This is a genomic window from Bradyrhizobium sp. Arg237L, assembly GCF_029990105.1.
GTDB lineage: Bacteria > Pseudomonadota > Alphaproteobacteria > Rhizobiales > Xanthobacteraceae > Bradyrhizobium.
Genome location: NZ_JAQMIL010000043.1, coordinates 1 through 17,976 on the forward strand (window position 1 = coordinate 1; position 17,976 = coordinate 17,976).

15 protein-coding genes are annotated in these 17,976 nt (G+C 65.3%); 1 reads left to right on the plus strand and 14 read right to left on the minus strand.

The window, feature by feature from the left end; all coding sequences use genetic code 11:
- Positions 1-155: 155 nt before the first annotated feature.
- The 12 genes from OZ411_RS24505 to rsmH form a co-directional block, all read right to left on the minus strand.
- Positions 156-1,163: a D-alanine--D-alanine ligase gene (locus tag OZ411_RS24505; RefSeq protein WP_282530004.1), complete on the minus strand. Its 1,008-nt coding sequence runs from the start codon at positions 1,161-1,163 to the stop codon at positions 156-158.
- A 108-nt stretch (positions 1,164-1,271) separates the two neighbouring features.
- Positions 1,272-2,192, minus strand: a complete 921-nt coding sequence (gene murB / locus OZ411_RS24510; protein WP_282530005.1) for a UDP-N-acetylmuramate dehydrogenase — start codon at positions 2,190-2,192, stop codon at positions 1,272-1,274.
- A 1-nt stretch (position 2,193) separates the two neighbouring features.
- Complete coding sequence (gene murC / locus OZ411_RS24515) at positions 2,194-3,597, minus strand: UDP-N-acetylmuramate--L-alanine ligase (protein ID WP_282530006.1); 1,404 nt, start codon at positions 3,595-3,597, stop codon at positions 2,194-2,196.
- Positions 3,598-3,727: 130 nt separating this feature from the next.
- The gene (gene murG / locus OZ411_RS24520) at positions 3,728-4,828 is read right to left on the minus strand and encodes an undecaprenyldiphospho-muramoylpentapeptide beta-N-acetylglucosaminyltransferase (protein WP_282530007.1); all 1,101 of its coding nucleotides are present in this window, start codon (positions 4,826-4,828) and stop codon (positions 3,728-3,730) included.
- Positions 4,829-4,853: 25 nt separating this feature from the next.
- Positions 4,854-6,005 (minus strand): putative lipid II flippase FtsW, encoded by a 1,152-nt coding sequence (gene ftsW, locus OZ411_RS24525; RefSeq protein WP_282530008.1) that lies wholly within the window; start codon positions 6,003-6,005, stop codon positions 4,854-4,856.
- A 197-nt stretch (positions 6,006-6,202) separates the two neighbouring features.
- Complete coding sequence (gene murD / locus OZ411_RS24530; protein WP_282530009.1) at positions 6,203-7,606, minus strand: UDP-N-acetylmuramoyl-L-alanine--D-glutamate ligase; 1,404 nt, start codon at positions 7,604-7,606, stop codon at positions 6,203-6,205.
- Entirely contained in the window at positions 7,603-8,709 is a 1,107-nt protein-coding gene (gene mraY / locus OZ411_RS24535) for a phospho-N-acetylmuramoyl-pentapeptide-transferase (protein ID WP_282530010.1), read from the minus strand. The genes murD and mraY overlap by 4 nt, the downstream gene beginning before the upstream one ends.
- Before the next feature lie 9 nt (positions 8,710-8,718).
- Complete coding sequence (locus tag OZ411_RS24540; RefSeq protein ID WP_282530011.1) at positions 8,719-10,152, minus strand: UDP-N-acetylmuramoylalanyl-D-glutamyl-2,6-diaminopimelate--D-alanyl-D-alanine ligase; 1,434 nt, start codon at positions 10,150-10,152, stop codon at positions 8,719-8,721.
- Entirely contained in the window at positions 10,149-11,606 is a 1,458-nt protein-coding gene (locus OZ411_RS24545; protein WP_282530012.1) for a UDP-N-acetylmuramoyl-L-alanyl-D-glutamate--2,6-diaminopimelate ligase, read from the minus strand. Before OZ411_RS24545 ends, OZ411_RS24540 begins: the two co-directional genes overlap by 4 nt.
- A 104-nt stretch (positions 11,607-11,710) precedes the next feature.
- On the minus strand, positions 11,711-13,456 hold the full coding sequence (locus tag OZ411_RS24550; protein WP_282530013.1) for a penicillin-binding protein 2: 1,746 nt from the start codon (positions 13,454-13,456) through the stop codon (positions 11,711-11,713).
- Complete coding sequence (locus OZ411_RS24555) at positions 13,453-13,854, minus strand: hypothetical protein (RefSeq protein WP_282530014.1); 402 nt, start codon at positions 13,852-13,854, stop codon at positions 13,453-13,455. Before OZ411_RS24555 ends, OZ411_RS24550 begins: the two co-directional genes overlap by 4 nt.
- Positions 13,855-13,857: 3 nt before the next feature.
- Positions 13,858-14,850 carry a 16S rRNA (cytosine(1402)-N(4))-methyltransferase RsmH gene (gene rsmH / locus OZ411_RS24560; RefSeq protein ID WP_349017035.1) on the minus strand — a complete coding sequence of 331 codons (993 nt, stop codon included), beginning with the start codon at positions 14,848-14,850 and terminating at the stop codon, positions 13,858-13,860.
- A 473-nt stretch (positions 14,851-15,323) separates the two neighbouring features.
- Here rsmH and OZ411_RS24565 point away from each other — a divergent pair, with 473 nt between their 5' ends.
- Positions 15,324-16,181, plus strand: coding sequence for an N-acetylmuramoyl-L-alanine amidase (locus tag OZ411_RS24565; protein WP_282530016.1), 858 nt, complete (start codon positions 15,324-15,326; stop codon positions 16,179-16,181).
- A gap of 81 nt (positions 16,182-16,262) precedes the next feature.
- Here the strand turns inward: OZ411_RS24565 and OZ411_RS24570 are convergent, their stop codons facing one another.
- Entirely contained in the window at positions 16,263-17,522 is a 1,260-nt protein-coding gene (locus tag OZ411_RS24570; RefSeq protein WP_282530017.1) for an RNA polymerase sigma factor, read from the minus strand.
- 65 nt (positions 17,523-17,587) lie between these two features.
- Positions 17,588-17,944 carry a YciI family protein gene (locus tag OZ411_RS24575; protein WP_165421009.1) on the minus strand — a complete coding sequence of 119 codons (357 nt, stop codon included), beginning with the start codon at positions 17,942-17,944 and terminating at the stop codon, positions 17,588-17,590.
- Positions 17,945-17,976: the final 32 nt, after the last annotated feature.

The window sequence follows — 17,976 nt, forward strand, 5'->3', positions numbered from 1 at the left end:
TCCCGCGAATCATCGTTCAACTCACGGAATCAGCGATCAAATTCCTTCGCAAGATGTGCGAATATGACAGCCGTCATTCCGGGGCGATGCGAAGCATCGAGCCCGGAATCCATTTCGCCGCTTGCGCCCGTAGCCCGATGGATTCCGGGTTCGCGCTACGCGCGCCCCGGAATGACGGAAGGACTTGTCCGCCGCCTGGCCAATTCGATCTGCTCTTGCAGGAAATCGACGAACTCGATGCCCTGCGCCTTGAGCGCCTTCGGATAGAGCGAGGCCTTGGTCAGCCCCGGCAGCGTATTGGTCTCCAGATAGATCGGGCCCTTGGCGGAGATGATGAAGTCGGTGCGGGAATAGCCGGCGCAGGACAACGCCCGGTGGGCGCGGAGCGCAAGGTCCATGATCGCAGCGCTGATATCAGGCGAAAAGCGCCCGGGACAGATCTCCTGGGTCGATTTGAGCAGGTATTTTGCGGTGTAGTCGAACGCGCCCTCCGCCGGCACGATCTCGATCGGCGGCAGCGAGAAGATTGCGCCGTCGGACCGCTCCAGCACGCCGCAGGTTGCCTCCACGCCCGCAACGAACGGCTCGATCAGATATTCCTCCGCCCTGGCGGCGTTGCGGACGGCGACGATGTCCTGCTTCGCATTGACGAAGATCAGGCCGTAGCTTGATCCGTCGCGCGCAGGCTTGGCGATCAGCCTGCCGTATTCGGCGAAGGCAGCGTCGATCTCGTCCAGGGCGATGCCGCTCGGCGCCGGCACGCCCGCAATCGCCGCGAATCGCTTCGCCGCGACCTTGTCGAAGGCAAGATGCGAGGAAGCCGAGCTAGAACCGGTGAAGGGGATGCCGCGCATCTCGCACATCGCCTGCAATTCGCCGTTCTCCGCGCTGCCACCGTGCAGGCCAAGCACCAGCACGCGATCCTCGCGGGCAGCCTGGTCGAGCGCCTGCGCGAGCGGGATGCCGCGCGTGCCGGGCCTGAACTCGTCCTGGAAGGGCCTCGCATGTTCGAGAAGCTGCTCGGACCGCACGACATGGACATTGTCAGCCACGTCCCAGAACCAGAGATCGGCCTCCGGCAAAGCCTGGTGCAGCGCCTGCGCGCTTGCCACCGAGACGAGGCGTTCCTTGTTGCTGCCGCCGAAGAGAATGGTCGTTCGCATCGCTGTTGCCTTCAGTCATTCCGGGATGGTCCGACAGGACCAGACCCGGAATCTTCTCTCCGTATAAGCTCTGGATTCCGGGTTCGCGCTTCGCGCGCCCCGGAATGACTACGGAATCCCGATTCGCTTGATTTCCCAGTGTAACTCGATTCCCGACGTCTCTTTCACCCGCTGCCGCACGGTTTCGCCGAGCGTCTCGATATCGCGTCCGGTGGCATTGCCGGCGTTGATCAGGAAATTGCAGTGCATCTCCGAGACCTGGGCGCCGCCGACGCGCAGGCCGCGGCAGCCGGCGGCATCGATCAATTTCCAGGCGCTGTTGCCCGGCGGGTTCTTGAACGTCGAGCCGCCGGTCTTCTCGCGAATCGGCTGTGCGGTCTCGCGGTGGGTCTGCACCTCGTTCATGCGCGCGCGGATCGCCTCGGGCGCGGTGATCTTGCCGCGAAAGCGGGCGGAGGTGAAGATGATCGAGGGATCGACGCCGCTGCTGCGATAGACGAATTTCATGTCGGCATTGGTGAAGACATGCTTGGTGCCGTCGCGGCCGATGCCGGTGGCATCCAGCAGCACATCCTTGGTCTCGCCACCGTTGGCGCCCGCATTCATGCGCAGCGCACCGCCGATGGTGCCGGGGATGCCGAAGAAGAACTCCATGCCGCCGATATCAGCCGCAGCCGCCGTCTCCGCCACGCGCTTGTCGAGCGCCGCGGCGCCGGCGCTGACGACGTCGCCTTCGGCCCTGGTCTCGCCGAATGCGCGCGGCGCGAGGCGAATCACGACGCCCGGCATGCCGCCGTCGCGCACGATCAGGTTCGAGCCGACGCCGACGACATAGACAGGCAACTCCTGCGGCAAGCGCGCGAGGAAATAAGCGAGGTCGTCCTCATCCGCCGGCGTGAACAGCACCTGCGCCGGTCCGCCGACGCGAAACCAGGTCAGTTCCGCCAGCGACTGGTTCGCCAAGAGACGCCCGCGCAATTCCGGCATCGCGGCTTTCAGCTCTGGCGTGATGTCGGGGAAACCGGCCACGCTAGCCCAACGCCTTCAATTCGCCGGGCAATGCGTAAGCCCATTGCGTGATGTTGCCGGCGCCGAGGCACACGACGAGATCGCCGGGCTTGGCAAGGTCGCGAACGATTTTCGCAAGCTCGCCGGCATTCGGCAGCGGGATCACCTCGCGATGGCCATGCGCGCGCAGGCCGAGCACGAAATGATCGCGGTCGATGCCCGGGATCGGCGCCTCGCCTGCCGGATAGACCTCGGCGACGACAACGGCGTCGGCGTCGTTGAAGCAGGTGCAGAATTCCTCGAACAGCGACTGCAGGCGGGTGAAACGATGCGGCTGCACCACGGCGATGATCTTGCCGCTGTAGGACTCGCGCGCCGCCTTCAAGACCGCAGCGATCTCGACGGGATGGTGGCCGTAATCGTCGATCACGATGACGCCGTTCCATTCGCCGGTCTTGGTGAAGCGCCGCTTCACGCCGCCGAAGCCTGCGATGGCCTTGCGGATCGCTTCGTCGGAAATGCCAAGTTCACGCGCGACCGCGATCGCCGCGGTGACATTCAACGCATTGTGGCGGCCGGGCATCGGCAGCACGATATCCGATATCTCGTGCACCACGTCGGTTTTGCGGTTGCGGAAGGAGACCTTGAACTTCGAGCCGCCGGGAATCGGCTGCAGGTCGACCAGCCGCGCATCGGCCTGCGGATTTTCGCCATAGGTGATGATGCGGCGGTCCTCGATGCGGCCGACGATCGTCTGCACCACAGGATGGTCGATGCACATCACCGCAAAGCCATAGAACGGCACGTTCTCGACGAAGGCGCGGAACGCGTCCTGCACGGCCTCGAAGGTCTTGAAATGGTCGAGATGCTCGGGGTCGACATTGGTGACGATGGCGACATCAGTCGGTAGCTTCAGGAACGTGCCGTCGCTTTCGTCGGCTTCCACCACCATCCAGTCCCCTGCGCCGAGCCGCGCATTGGTGCCATAGGCATTGATGATGCCGCCATTGATCACGGTCGGATCGAAATCGCCGGCATCGAGCAGCGCTGCGACCATCGAGGTGGTCGTGGTCTTGCCATGGGTGCCGGCGATCGCGACGCAGCTCTTCAGCCGCATCAATTCGGCGAGCATCTCGGCACGGCGCACCACGGGAATGCGCTGCGCGCGCGCCGCCATCAGTTCCGGATTGTCGCGCTTGATCGCGGTCGAGACCACGACGACGTCGGCGCCGTTGATGTTCTCGGCCTTGTGGCCGACCGAAACCTTGACGCCCTTGTCGCGCAACCGCACGACATTGCCGCTCTCGGACGCGTCAGAGCCCTGCACGGTGTAGCCGAGATTGCAGAGCACCTCGGCAATGCCGCTCATGCCGATGCCGCCGATCCCGATGAAGTGGATAGGTCCGATCTCGCGCGGCAGTCTCATGGTTCGTTTTCCCTCGTCATGCCCGGCACTTGCCCGGTCACCCACGAATCTCCTGCCCTTCATGCAAGACGCGGATGGCCGGGACAAGACCGGCCATGACGCCAAACGGGCGAAAATTCGCTGTTCCGGCCTAAATTCCAGCCACTTTCACCACCAGATCGGCCAGCCGCTCAGCGGCGTCGAGCCGGCCGGCGCCGCGCGCGGCTGCCGCCATCGCCGTCAATTTCTCAGGTTCGGCCGCGAAAGCAGAGATTTCGGCCGCCAACCGGCCTTGCGTGAATTCCGCCTGCGCAATCCGCAGCGCGCCGCCGGCCTGCGACAGCACGCCGGCATTGGCGAACTGGTCCTGGTCGATCGCGCCGGGCAGCGGCACCAGGATCGAGGGCCGGCCGATCGCGGCGAGCTCGGCGACGGTGCCGGCACCGGAGCGCGAGATCACGAGATGGGTGGCGGCTAGTCTTGCCGGCAGGTCGGCGAAGAACGGCGCGAGCTCGGCATTGATCTTGAGCCGGTCATAGACCGCGCGCACCCGCGCCATGTCCTCCTCCCGCACCTGCTGGGTGAGGATCAGCCGGCTCCACAGCGCGGGCTCGAGCTTTTCGATCGCGCCGGGCACGATATCGCTCATCACCCGCGCGCCCTGGCTGCCGCCGACCACGAGCAGGCGCAGCGGCCCGTTCGGCTCCGGCGTGGCAAACGGCACCGCGGCAGCCGCGAGGACCGCGGGCCGCATCGGCGTGCCGACGGTGGTGGTCTTGCCGGCCAGCGCCGGATCGCGATCGAGCACGCCGGGCAGCGAGGTCGCGATCGCATTGACGCGGCTGGAGAGGAAGCGATTGGCGCGGCCGAGCACCGCGTTGGCGTCATGGATGATGCCGGGTACGCCGAGCAGGCGCGCGGCGAGCAGCGGCGGCACCGTGGGGTAGCCGCCGAAGCCGACCACCGCGGCCGGCTTCAGACGGCGCACCAGATTGGCGGCAACCACGATACCGTAGCCGAGCGTGATCGCGGTGCGGGCGAGCGTGATTGGATTGCGTCCGCGCACCGTCTCGCTCGGCACCACATCGATATTTTCCTTGGAGAACAGTCCGCTGTAGCGCAGCGCGCGGGCGTCGGTCGCGAGCCGCACGCGCAGGCCGCGCTTGATCAGTTCCACGCCGAGCGCTTCGGCGGGGAACAAATGGCCGCCGGTGCCACCGGCCGCAAGCAGGATGAGGGGCGCGTTGTCCATGGTCTCAAATAGCCGACGGCGCTAGTCAGGCATAGCCCTGCACGGCGCCGGCCGCGTTCACGGATTCGATCTCGGTGCGCGGGCGCTGCCGGGTCAGCGCCAGCATCATGCCGACGCCGTAGGCCAGCGAGACGATCGAGGAGCCGCCATAGGAGATGAACGGCAGCGTCATGCCCTTGGCGGGGATCAATTGCAGATTGACCGCCATGTTGATCGCAGCCTGCACGCCGAACAGGATCGCAAGCCCCGACGCCGCAAAGCGGGCGAACATGTCCTCGGTCGCATAGGCGCGCGAGAGCGTGCGGATCACCACGAAGGCGAACAGCGCCAGCAGCGCGAGGCAGAGGATGATGCCGAATTCTTCCGCGGCGACCGCGAAGACAAAGTCGGTGTGGCTGTCCGGCAGGCTGCGTTTTGCAATGCCCTCGCCCGGCCCGAGCCCGAACCAGCCGCCGTTCCAGAATGCCTCCATCGCCATGTCGACCTGGAAGGTGTCGCCGGAGGCCGGATTCATGAAGCGCTTGATGCGGCCGGCAACGTGCGGGACGAACAGATAGGCGCTGAACAGGCCGAGGCCGGCGGCGCCCGCAAGCCCCGCGACCCAGATCATCCGCATCCCTGCGATGAAGAACAGCGCACCCCACACCATCAGGATCAGCATGGTCTGGCCGAAATCGGGCTCCATTACCAGCAGCGAGACCAGCGTCAACAGCAGCACCAGCGCCATCGAGGTCGCCGGCATTTCCGGACGCCTGGTCGATTCCGCAAACAGCCAGGCCGCGAGGATCACGAAGGCCGGCTTTGCCGATTCGGAAGCCTGGATGTTGACGCCGACCAGCGTGATCCAGCGCCGCGAGCCCTTCACCTCCGGGCCGACCAGCAAAGTCATCACGATCAGCGCGATGCTGACGAAGAACACCACCACCGCGGCGCGCCGGATCTGGCGCGGCGACAGGAAGGAGACCGTGATCAGCACGATGAAGGACGGCAGCAGGAACATCACGTGCCGGCTGAAGAAATGGAAGGGGTCGAGCCCGATCCGGGTCGCGACCGGCGGGCTCGCCGCCAGCGACAGGATGACACCGCCGAACATCAGCGCGATGACCGCCGCCAGCAGCGGCTTGTCAATGGTCCACCACCAGTCGGAGAACGGGGTGCGTTGATCACGGGCGAGCATGGGCGTCCCCAGAATGCCGAGGTAACGGCCATTGGTGGACGAGGATGGTTTCCGAAGGGTTAATGGAGTGAGCAACTTTGGAGATAGAGCGAACCTCTCTCCCCTCGTCATGCCCGGCCTTGTGCCGGGCATCCACGTCTTTGCCGCCGCAACGAAGGGAAGACGTGGATGGCCGGGACAAGCCCGGCCATGACGGGCTACATCACCACCGGCTTGACGCCGGGCAGCGCTGTCACGAGGTCGCGGAAGGCGGCGCCGCGGATTTCGAAATTGCGGTACTGGTCGAACGAGGCGCAGGCCGGCGACAGCAGGACAACCGGGTCAGTGAGCCCAGAGGCTTCCGCGTCACGCGCGGCGTCGGCGACTGCTACATCCAGCGTCTGCGAAATCTCGTGCGGCACGGCCTCGCCGAGCGTGCCGGCGAATTCCTGCGCGGCCTCGCCGATCAGATAGGCTTTGCGGATGCGCGGGAAATAGCCAGTCAGGCTGGTGATGCCGCCGGCCTTGGGCTTGCCGCCGGCAATCCAGAAGATATCGGAGAAAGACGACAGGGCATGGGCGGCTGCATCCGCGTTGGTGCCCTTGGAGTCATTGACGAACAGCACGTTGCCGCGGCGGCCGACCTGCTCCATGCGGTGGGCGAGGCCGGGAAAGCTGCGCAGGCCGTTTTGCAGCACATCCGTCGAGATGCCCATCGCCAGCGTGCAGGCCGCAGCGCATGCCGCGTTCTGGGCATTGTGCAGGCCGCGGAGCGAGCCGATGCCGCCCAGTCGCGCGACCTCGCTGCGCGCGGCGCCCGACGCCAGCACGATGGTCTCGTGTTCGACATAGATGCCGTCCGGCAGCGGGTTCTTCACGGACACCCGCACCACGCGCTTGCCTGACCGATCCAGGCGATCGGCGATGTTGCGGCAGAAGATGTCGTCGACGCCGACGATCGAGGTGCCACCCGGCTGCACGCCGGCCACCAGCCGCTCCTTCACCGCAGCGTAATTCTCCAGCGTGCCGTGGCGATCGATGTGGTCCTCGCTGACATTGAGCAGGATGCCGACGGACGAATCGAGCGAAGGCGTGAGGTCGATCTGGTAGGACGACATCTCGATCACGTGCACACGCCCCATCCGCGGCGGCTCCAGCGACAGGATCGCGGTGCCGATGTTGCCGCCCATCTGGGTGTCGTAGCCGGCGACCTTCATCAGATGGGCGATCAGCGCTGTCGTGGTCGACTTGCCGTTGGTGCCGGTGATGGCAACGAAAGGCGCTTGCGGCGCGTGCCGCCGTCGCTCGCGGCAGAACAGTTCGATGTCGCCGATCACCTCGACGCCGGCCTGGCGCGCCAGCAGCACGCTCCAATGCGGCGCCGGATGAGTCAGTGGCGCGCCGGGGGTCAGGATCAGCGCGGCGAAATTCGTCCAGGAGACCGAGCGCAGGTCCGCGGTGACGAAACCGGCCTGCGCGGCCTTGGTGACGTTGTCGGAATTGTCGTCGCCGGCGATCACCTCCGCCCCACCCGCCTTCAGCGCCTGGCAACTCGCAAGCCCCGAACCGCCGAGTCCGAACACGGCGACCGTCTTGCCCGCGAAAGAGGTGACAGGGATCATCGCAGCTTCAGCGTGGAAAGGCCGGCGAGCGCCAGCATCACGGCGATGATCCAGAAGCGGATCACGATCTGCGGCTCGGTCCAGCCCTTCTGCTCGAAATGATGGTGCAGCGGCGCCATCCGGAACACGCGCTTGCCGGTGAGCTTGAACGAGGCCACCTGCACGATCACCGAAACCGCCTCCAGCACGAACAGGCCGCCGATCACCGCCAGCACGATCTCGTGCTTCACCGCGACCGCCGTCGCCCCGAGCATGCCGCCGAGCGCGAGCGAGCCGGTGTCGCCCATGAAGATCGACGCCGGCGGCGCGTTGAACCACAGAAACCCAAGACCTGCGCCCAGCACGGCGCCGCAGAGCACCGCGAGCTCGCCGGTGCCGGCGACGTAGTTGATCTGCAGGTAGTCGGAGAACACCGCGTTGCCGGTGAGATAGGAAATCATGCCGAAGCTGGCAGCCGCGATCATCACCGGAACGATGGCGAGACCGTCGAGGCCGTCGGTCAGGTTCACCGCGTTGCCCGCGCCGACCATGACGAAGGCGCCGAAGATCACGAAGAACCAGCCGAAATTGAACACCAGATCCTTGAAGAAGGGAATCGCGAGCGAGGTCGAGGACACGTCGCGCCCGAGCCGCACCAGCGCGTAACAGGCGGCGAGCGCGATGATCGCCTCGATCGCGAGGCGCAGCTTGCCGGCAAAGCCGCTGTGGCTCTGCTTGGTGACCTTCAGATAATCGTCATAGAAGCCGACGAAGCCGAAACCCAGCGTCACCGCCAGCACGATCCAGACATAGGGATTGATCGGGTTGGCCCAGAGCAGTGTCGCCACGACGACGCCGGACAGGATCATCAGCCCGCCCATGGTCGGCGTGCCCTTCTTCGTAATCAGGTGCGATTGCGGGCCGTCGGTGCGGATCGGCTGGCCCTTACCCTGGCGCAGCCGCAGATGATCGATGATCCAGGGCCCGAACAGGAACACGAACAGCGCGCCCGTCACCATCGCCCCGCCGGTGCGGAAGGTGATGTAGCGGAACACGTTGAGCGCCCCCCGGAACACCCCGAAGCCGGGCACCGTGTTGGAAAGGTCGATCAGCCAATAAAACATTCAATATGCCTATACCGCTTCTTCATGCGCGGCTTTGCCGGGAAAGCGCTTTTCCAGCGCGTTGACGATCCGCTTCATCTTTGAACCCAGCGATCCTTTGACCATGACGGCGTCGCCGGGGCGGATGGCCGCGACCGCCTGGGTCTCCAGACTCGCCGAGTTATCGGCATAGCCTCCCCGCCTTCCCGTGGAAAGAGCGTCCCAGAGGTTGCGCATCAGCGGACCACAACAATAAACGAGGTCGATATTGTTGACGTTGACAGCCTCGGCCAAACCGCGATGCAGCGCAGGCCCGGTCGGCCCGAGTTCGAGCATGTCGCCGAGTACCGCGATGCGGCGGCCGTGCGGGCCGAGCTGGGCCTGCCCGAGCACGTTCAGCGCGGCCGCCATCGACGCCGGATTGGCATTATAGCTTTCGTCGATCAGCGTCGCCTCGCCGGTCCCTACCTCGAGGATGCGCCGCGCACCGCGGCCCGCGGGCGCCTCGAGCTGCGACAGCGACAATGCCGCGCGCGCAAGGTCCGCCCCGATCAGCGCCGCGCCGGCGAGCACGGCGAGCGAGTTCATCGCCATATGGCGGCCCGGCATGCTGATCGTGTAGGTGACGTCGCAGCCGAGGACGTTGGCATGGACAGCGGAACAGGTCGCGTGGAGCGACACATCGATCAGCCGCGCATCGGATTGCGCGTCCGTGCCGAAGGAAACGACGCGTGGGATGCCAAGTTCCTTCGCGCGGGCTTCGAGCCTTCCGAATTGCGCATTGTCGCGGTTGAGCACGACGGCGCCATCAGGCTCGAGACCGAGAAAGATCTCCGCCTTGGCGTCCGCGATCTCTTCGATGCCGGAAAAGAACTCCAGATGCACCGGCTCCACGGTGGTGATGACGGCAACATGCGGCCGCACCAGCTTCACCAGCGGCGTGATCTCGCCAGCATGGTTCATGCCGATCTCGAACACCGCAAAGCGCGCCGATGCCGGACAGCGCGCCAGCGACAGCGGCACGCCCCAATGATTGTTGAAGGAAGCAACGGAGGCATGCGTCTCGCCCTGCGCCGAGAGCACATGCCGCAGCGCTTCCTTGGTCGAGGTCTTGCCGACCGAGCCGGTGACCGCGATGATCCGAGCGTTGAGCCGCGCGCGCGAGGCGTGGGCAAGATCGACCAGAGCAGCGAGCACGTCGTCGACGATCAAGAGCGGCGCATCGGCGGGGAACTTTTCGCGCTGCGCGCTTTCGACCACCGCGAGCGCCGCGCCCGCTTTCAATGCGGCCTCGACAAAACTGTGGCCGTCATGCACGTCGCCCTTGATGGCGAAATAGGCCTCGCCCGGCCGAAGCGTGCGGCTGTCGATGGAAAGACCAGTGACGCCGGAGGGCAAGCGCCCCTGTGTGGCGGCGCGCATCGCGTCGACCATCGCTGCCGATGTCCACAGTAATGTGCTCATGCGACCCTCGCTCCAAGCGCCGCGGCCACGGCCTCATGATCGCTGAACGGCAGCGTCTTGTCGCCGATGATCTGTCCGACTTCATGCCCCTTGCCGGCAATCAAAAGCACATCGCCCGGCTGCAACGCGGCGATGCCCGCCCTGATCGCTTCCGCACGATCGCCGATTTCGCTGGCGCCCTTCGCCGTAGCAAGGATGGCGGCACGGATCGTCGCGGGATTCTCGCTGCGCGGATTGTCGTCGGTAACGATGACGCTGTCCGCATTGTCAGCGGCGATCGCGCCCATCAGCGGACGCTTGCCCGCATCGCGGTCGCCGCCGGCACCAAGGACGACGATCAGCTTGCGCTTCGCATAGGGCCGCAGCGCCTGCAGCGCCTTGGCGAGTGCGTCCGGCTTGTGTGCGTAGTCGACGAAAATCGGCGCACCGTTGCGCTCGCCGACGCGTTCGAGCCGACCCTTGGCGCCCTCGATATGTTCGAGGCTTGCGAAGACGGCATCGGCGTCGCTGCCGGTCCCGATCGCAAGGCCGGCGGCCACCAGTGCATTCTCGATCTGGAATTCACCGACCAGCGGCAAACGGATGGCGCGCTTTCGGCCACGGTGTTCGACCGTAAGCTTCTGCGCAAAGCCATCGATCGAAGCGTCGACCAGGCGAATATCATCTCCGCCATCGACGTTGCGGCCAACCGCGATGATCCTGAGCTTGCGCGCACGCGCCGCATCGATCACCTCAGGCGAACAATCATGATCGGCCGAAATCACCGCCGCGCCGCCATCCATCACGAGATCGCGGAACAGCCGCAGTTTCGCGTTGAGATAGTGCGCCACGTCGGGGTGATAATCCATGTGGTCGCGCGACAGGTTGGTGAAGCCGCCGGCGGCGACGCGCACGCCATCAAGCCGGTACTGGTCGAGCCCGTGCGAAGACGCTTCGAATGCGAGATGCGTGACGCCATCGCGAGCGATCTCGTCGAGCTGGCGATGCAGCTCGATCGGATCAGGCGTGGTCAGCGAGCCATAGACCGTACGCTTCGGCGACACCAAGCCGATGGTGCCGATGCTCGCGGCATCGTGCCCCAGTCGCTGCCAGATCTGGCGCGTGAAAGCCGCCACCGATGTCTTGCCGCTGGTGCCGGTCACCGCCGCGATGGTCTCGGGCCGGCGCGGGAAAAATTTCGCCGCAGCCAACGCCAGCGCGCGGCGTGGATTCGGCGTCACGACAAATGGCACGCGCAACCCGCCTTGCGGCCGGTGCTCGCTCGCAACAGCGGCTGCGCCCGCGGCAATCGCGGCATCGATGAAGCGCGCCCCGTCGGTCTTGTAGCCCGCGAGTGCGAAGAACAGATCGCCCGGCTTCACCGTGCGGCTATCGGCCGTCACCCCTCCGATCTCGACGGCTTCCGCCTGCGGATCGATCGTGGCATCAGCACTGAAAAGGTCGCGAAGTCTCATGATCTTCCAGTCCGGCCCGCTGCTCACAGGCTCAAACGTGACGGCGCATGATCCTCTCGGAAACCCCGCATCCACGCTTCCGGATCAAGCCCTGCCCCCACGCCTTACTGGGTTGTCCTCGATGCCGCAAGAATAAGGCGGTCGGACGGCGGCAGGTCGAACCGCGGCTCGAGCCCCAAAAGCGGCGCAATACGGGCGATCACCTTGCCGCCGGTCGGCACCGCGTTCCAGCCCGAGGTGATGAAACCATGGGTCTCCGGCAGCGCCTTCGGCTCGTCCAGCATCACCAGGAGCTGGTACTTCGGATTATCGGCCGGGAGGATGGCGGTGAAGGAGTTCAGCACCTGTTTCTTGGAGTAGCGGCCGTTGACCACCTTTTCCGCAGTGCCGGTCTTGCCGCCGATATAATAACCCTTCACGTCGGCCGACTTGGCGGTCCCGATTTCGGCATTAAGTCGCATCAGATAACGGATCTTGTCCGACGTCTCAGGCTTCACCACCCGCTTGGCCATCGCCTTGGCGTCTTCCTCCGAGCGCTTGAGGAAGGTCGGCGGAATCAGATAGCCGCCATTGACCATCGCATTGATGCCCATCACCGCCTGCAGCGGCGCAACCGCGATGCCATGGCCGAAGGAGATGGTGATCGTGTTCAATTCGCCCCAGCGCTTCGGCACGATCGGCGATGCGCTCTCCGGCAATTCGGTGCGCAGCCGGTCGAGCTGGCCGACCTTCTTCAGGAACGCCTTGTGCGCCTCGACTCCTTGCGCAAGCGCGATGCGCGCCGCGCCGACATTGGAGGAGAAGGTGAACACTTCCGACAGCGAGATCGCCCGGCCGAGCGGATGGCTGTCGTGGATCGCGAACTTGCCATAGTGCAGCGCACCGCGCGCATCATACATGGTGTGGAGCGTGGCCTTGCCGGAATCCAGCGCCATCGCCAGCGTCAGCGTCTTGAAGGTCGAGCCCATCTCGAACACGCCCGTGGTCAGCCGGTTGATGCGATCGGGATCGTGCGCTTCCTTCGGATTGTTCGGATCGAAATCAGGCAGTGAGACCAGCGCGACGATCTCGCCGGTCCGGACATTGGAAACGAGGCCCGATGCCGCCTTCGCCTTGTATTTCTCCTTGGCCTTCAGGAGCTCGTCGCGCAGCGCGTGCTCGACGCGCAGATCGATCGACAATTCCACCGGCTTCTGCAAGCGGTCGGTGGCAAAGCCCGCGCGATGCAGATCGGCCAGACCGTTATTGTCCAGCCACTTCTCCATGCCGGCGATGCCCTGGTTGTCGATATTGACGAGGCCGATCAAGTGGGCAACGGTCGCGCCGGTCGGATAGATGCGCCTGTTCTCGCGCAGGAAGCCGATGCCGGGAACGCCGAGGCGGTGGATATCCTGCTGCTGTTGCGGCGTGATCTCGCGCTTCAGCCAGACGAAGCCTTTTCGCGAGGACAGACGGTCGCGCACTTCGGCGGTGTCGAGGTCGGGCAGCGTCGCGGTCAGAAGCTCGATCGCCTCGTCCTTGTCGATGATGCGGCGCGGCTCGCCGAACAGGCTCGGCGCTTTGACGTCGGTCGCGAGGATTGCGCCATTGCGGTCGATGATATCAGGGCGCGCGGTCGCGATCGCATCCTGCGAGGCGGTGCGGCGCGCGCCGTGGCTATCGGCGCCGATCGCGAACATCACGAGCCGCCCGGCAATGATGGCGTAGACCGCGGCAAACGCGATGATCGCAAAGCCGACGCGGGCGCGCGCCTTCACTGCGCGGTCGACATTCCGCCCGTAGAGCAGGCCGCGGATCAGCCGCTGCCGCCACGGCTCGGCCGGCTTTGTGCTTGGCGCGCGGTCGGTCATTGCTGATCTCCCTGCTGCGCCGGCTCTCGTACCGATCCGGTCACGCTCTCCTGGTCGGCGGCGGCCTCGATGGTGTTGATCATCGCGCCGATCGGATCGGGCGCGCCCGGCCGCGCGAAGTTCGGCGGACGTTCGGGCAAGTTCTTCAGCGAATCATATTGATTGGCCGTGAGCGGCTTCAACGCGAGATGACGCTCGGCCAGCCCCTGCAGCCGAAGCGGCGAGTCGAGCTTGGCCCATTCGGCGCGCAGGGCAGCGATCGCGTCGCGCTGCTCGCGGATTTCCGCGTTCAGCCGCAGCACGCGCTCGGTACGGGCCGTCGATTCCATCTTGATGCGGTAGACATAGGCCGCACAAACCACGAGGAAACCGATCACGAGGAAATGGAGGATGCGCATGCGCTAGCCTCCCCTCATCACGCGTTCGAGCGTCGGCCATGACGGCGGTGCACCCTCGGCATGAGCCGGTGCTTCCGTACGCTCGGCGGCGCGCAGCTTGGCCGACCGGGCGCGAGGATTGGCCGCGATCTCGTCCTCGGACGGCGTCAGCGGACGTTTTGTCAGTATCTTGAAGCTCGGCGCCATCTGCGCCACTTCGGGCAGATGCCGTGAGCCGCTGGAAACCTTACCGCGCTCAGCCAGGAAATTCTTGACGATGCGGTCTTCCAGCGAATGGAACGAAACAACCACGAGCCGCCCGCCCGGCTTCAGCACGCGCTCTGCGGCGGTGAGCGCGCGATGCAATTCGTCGAGCTCTTCGTTGACGAAGATGCGCAGCGCCTGGAACGTCCGCGTCGCCGGATGGATCTCGTTCGGCTTGGACCGGACGACCCTGGCGACGATGTCGGCCAGCGCTTGCGTCGTCGTGATCGGCGCTTCCTTGCGCGCGGCCACGACGGCGCGCGCCACGCCGCGCGAGTGCCGCTCCTCGCCGAAGAGATAGATGATGTCGGCAAGATCGCGCTCGGACGCGGTTGCGATCACATCCGCCGCGGTCGGCCCCGCATGCCCCATCCGCATGTCGAGCGGGCCCGCCAGGCGGAACGAGAAGCCGCGCGCGGCCTGGTCGAGCTGCATCGAGGAGACCCCGATGTCCATCACCACGCCGTCAATGACCTCGACGCCTTGAGCGGCGCAGACCTCGGCGAGATTGGAGAAGCGGTCCTCGACCAGCGTCAATCGGCCATCGGCGCGATCGACCAGATCGAAACCGCCCGTGATCGCCGAGCGGTCGCGGTCGATGCCGATGACGCGGGTTCCAGGCATGTCGAGAATCAGGCGGCTATAGCCGCCGGCGCCGAAAGTGGCGTCGATATAGATGCCGCCGTCCCGCGGATCCAGCATCTCGACCGCCTCGCGGCCGAGCACCGAAATATGCGGCGCGGCAGCGGTCATGCGCCGGCTCCGAGCGTTGTCCGGCGTAGGGGATCGAAACTGGACACGGACCAGCCCATGGCGCCTCGAATGGTTGCGCGTCACACCGCGGTTCCGTCCGAGCAGCCGCGGCACGGAGCACACGCCGGTTCCCAGATCAGGCCGCAAATCCTGATTTCCGACCGGAGTTTGCTGGGCTGCCATGGGATTTCGCGCGCAAGCGGGCCTCGGCCGTCCCTCAAAAACCGGTTCGGCAATTCACCACTTAGTAACGGCACTTAGCGTTAAGAAAGCGTTGCCGAATCCTTCACGGTTTTTTTTTGCTTTTTAACCACACCTGGAACCCGCTGATGCGCACCATCCACAGGCGGGTCTAAAATTCGCGGGATGTGCGCGCCATGTGATTGCGCCCGCGGCAGGGTAAAGGAATAGTAAATTGCAGGCTGTCCGGAAATTGCAGGGCTGCCGTTCCGCCGCCGGGTTTGAGATTTGGGATGCCATCTGGTTCGTTCACGTCCGCTGATTCGAAACGTCAACGCGCCCTTCCCGTTCCGAGGGCCATCGCCGACATGAAAACCTTTACCCCGGACTCCTCGATCGTCTCCGACGTCATCCCTTCGGTGAATTTCGGCGAACGCGCCAACGACCGGCAGCCCGACATGATCGTGCTGCACTACACCGGCATGCCCGACGTCGAAGGCGCCATCGCCCAACTCTGCACCGCCGGCACCGAGGTCTCCGCACATTACATTGTGCTGGAGGATGGCCGCATCGTGCAATGCGTGCCGGAGAGCAAGCGCGCCTGGCACGCCGGCGTGTCCTGCTGGGCAGGCGAAGGGGACATCAATTCCTGCTCGATCGGCATCGAGATCATCAACCGCGGCCACGACTGGGGCTACCCGGATTATCCGCTGCGCCAGATCGCAGCAGTGATCGCGCTGTGCCGCGGCATCATGCTTCGCCGCAACGTGCCTTCGTATCGCGTGCTCGCCCATTCCGACGTCGCGCCGGCGCGCAAGAAGGATCCCGGCGAAAAGTTCCCGTGGCATTCGCTCGCCAATTCCGGCGTCGGGCATTGGGTTCAGCCGGCGCCGATCGTGCGCGGGGAGACGCTGCAGCTCGGCGCGATCAACGACAACGTCACCAACATGCAGAAGGCATTCGCCCGTTACGGCTACAACATCCCGACCAACGGCAAGTTCGACGGCCCCACCATGGAAGTCGTCACCGCCTTCCAGCGCCATTTCCGCCAGGCGCGCGTCGACGGCATCGTCGATCGTTCGACCATGACCACCCTGCACGCGCTGCTGGAGAGCCTGCCGGAGGCGGCGACAGAGGTTGCGGCGAAGTAGGCAGGTCTTTCGTCATTGCGAGCGCAGCGCAGCGAAGCAATCCATCCCTCCGCACACGAGGAGAGATGGATTGCTTCGTCGCTACGCTCCTCGCAATGACGGACGGGACTCCATCTCCGCGATGCGTCGCGCGTAGAGCCGGCGCAGCGGCTCCAGTTGCGTCGCGGCGGTTGCCGCCAGATAGGCTTCGCGCGCGGCGTCGGTGCGACCGAGGCGACGCAGCAGATCGGCGCGGACGGCCGGCAGCAATTCGTAACCCTTGAGGCTGCCGCGCGCTTCGAGCGCGTCGATCAGGTGAAGCGCGCGCGCCGGGCCGTCGACCATCGACACCGCCGCGGCATGGTTCAGCTCGATCACCGGTGATGGGCTGATGCGGAGCAGCACTTCATAGAGGCCGGCGATCTGCGGCCAGTCGGTGTCTTGATAGCTTGGCGCGCGGGCATGGAGTGCCGCGATCGCGGCCTGCACGGCGTAGGATTGCGGCCGGCCGGGCATGCGCAACGCTTCCTCCACCAATCGCAAGCCTTCAGCGATCTGGCTGATGTCCCACAGCGAGCGGTCCTGCTCCTCCAATAGCACGATGTCGCCGCCCGCGGTCTCGCGACCGGCGCGGCGCGCGTCATGCAGTAGCATCAATGCCAAGAGCCCCTTGATCTCGCCGCGGGCGGGCATCAGCGCATCGATCAGCCGCGCCAACCGGATCGCTTCGCGCGCCAGATCGGGGTGCATCAGATCCTCGCCGGAGGTCGCTGCGTAGCCTTCGGTGAAGACGAGATAGATCACCGCGAGCACACCGCGGAGCCTCGGCTCCAGCGCCTCGCGCTCGGGCACCTCATAGGGAATGCCGGCGAGGCGAATCTTCTGCTTCGCGCGAAGCAGCCGCTGCGCCATCGCATCCTCGCTGACGAGGAAGGCGCGCGCGACCTGGGCCGTGCTGAGTCCGCACACCGTGCGCAGCGTCAGCCCGACCTGCACCTCGTCGGCAAACGACGGATGGCAGCAGGTGAAGATCAACCGCAGCATGTCGTCGTCGAGCGTGGCATCGACGATCTCGCATGGCGACGACGCATTGAGCAGGAGTTCGTGCGTCAGCTCCTGCTGCTTGCCGCGGAACACGGCATTGCGGCGGATGCGATCGATCGCCTTGTTGCGGCCGACATTGACGAGCCACGCCCGCGGGTTTTGCGGCAGTTCGCCCGCATACCAGCGCTCGAGCGCCACCGCGAATGCCTCCTGCAGCGCATCCTCCGCAAGATCGAAATCGCCGACGAGGCGGATCAGCGTCGCCAGCGCCCGGCTCGCCTCGTCGCGGAAGATCTTTTCGATCTGGGTTGGAGTCATGCGGTCTGTCAAATCATCATTCCGGGATTGCGCCAAATGGCGCATCCCGGAATGACGGTACGGCATCAGTTGTTGTCGTAGATCATGATCGGCCTGACTTCGATCGAGCCGGTCTTGGCGCCGGGAATCCGCGCGGCGACGCCGAGAGCGGTGTCGAGGTCCTTGGCGTCGATCAGGTAATAGCCGCCGAGCTGTTCGTGCGTTTCCGCGAATGGACCGTCCGTCGTCAATATCTTGCCGTCGCGAACCCGCACCGTCGTCGCAGTCGTTGAGGGTTGCAGCCCGTCGCCAGCCTTGAAATGGCCGCTCTGGATGATGGACTGGGTGAATGCACCGTATTCCGCCGTTAGTTTCTTGCGGTCATCGGCGGTCATGCGGCCTAACTCTGCCTCCTTTCGATAGATCAACAGCAGGTACTGCATCTGAAAATCTCCTCTTGATCGGCTGGATCGCC

Coding starts and splice junctions, on each gene's coding strand:
- OZ411_RS24570 (WP_282530017.1), bottom strand. CDS start 17,522: ATGACTCCAACCCAGATCGAAAAGATCTTCCGCGACGAGGCGAGCCGG.
- mraY (WP_282530010.1), bottom strand. CDS start 8,709: ATGTTTTATTGGCTGATCGACCTTTCCAACACGGTGCCCGGCTTCGGG.
- OZ411_RS24550 (WP_282530013.1), bottom strand. CDS start 13,456: ATGACCGACCGCGCGCCAAGCACAAAGCCGGCCGAGCCGTGGCGGCAG.
- OZ411_RS24545 (WP_282530012.1), bottom strand. CDS start 11,606: ATGAGACTTCGCGACCTTTTCAGTGCTGATGCCACGATCGATCCGCAG.
- murC (WP_282530006.1), bottom strand. CDS start 3,597: ATGAGACTGCCGCGCGAGATCGGACCTATCCACTTCATCGGGATCGGC.
- OZ411_RS24540 (WP_282530011.1), bottom strand. CDS start 10,152: ATGAGCACATTACTGTGGACATCGGCAGCGATGGTCGACGCGATGCGC.
- OZ411_RS24505 (WP_282530004.1), bottom strand. CDS start 1,163: ATGCGAACGACCATTCTCTTCGGCGGCAGCAACAAGGAACGCCTCGTC.
- murD (WP_282530009.1), bottom strand. CDS start 7,606: ATGATCCCTGTCACCTCTTTCGCGGGCAAGACGGTCGCCGTGTTCGGA.
- ftsW (WP_282530008.1), bottom strand. CDS start 6,005: ATGCTCGCCCGTGATCAACGCACCCCGTTCTCCGACTGGTGGTGGACC.
- OZ411_RS24575 (WP_165421009.1), bottom strand. CDS start 17,944: ATGCAGTACCTGCTGTTGATCTATCGAAAGGAGGCAGAGTTAGGCCGC.
- OZ411_RS24555 (WP_282530014.1), bottom strand. CDS start 13,854: ATGCGCATCCTCCATTTCCTCGTGATCGGTTTCCTCGTGGTTTGTGCG.
- rsmH (WP_349017035.1), bottom strand. CDS start 14,850: ATGACCGCTGCCGCGCCGCATATTTCGGTGCTCGGCCGCGAGGCGGTC.
- murG (WP_282530007.1), bottom strand. CDS start 4,828: ATGGACAACGCGCCCCTCATCCTGCTTGCGGCCGGTGGCACCGGCGGC.
- OZ411_RS24565 (WP_282530016.1), top strand. CDS start 15,324: ATGCCATCTGGTTCGTTCACGTCCGCTGATTCGAAACGTCAACGCGCC.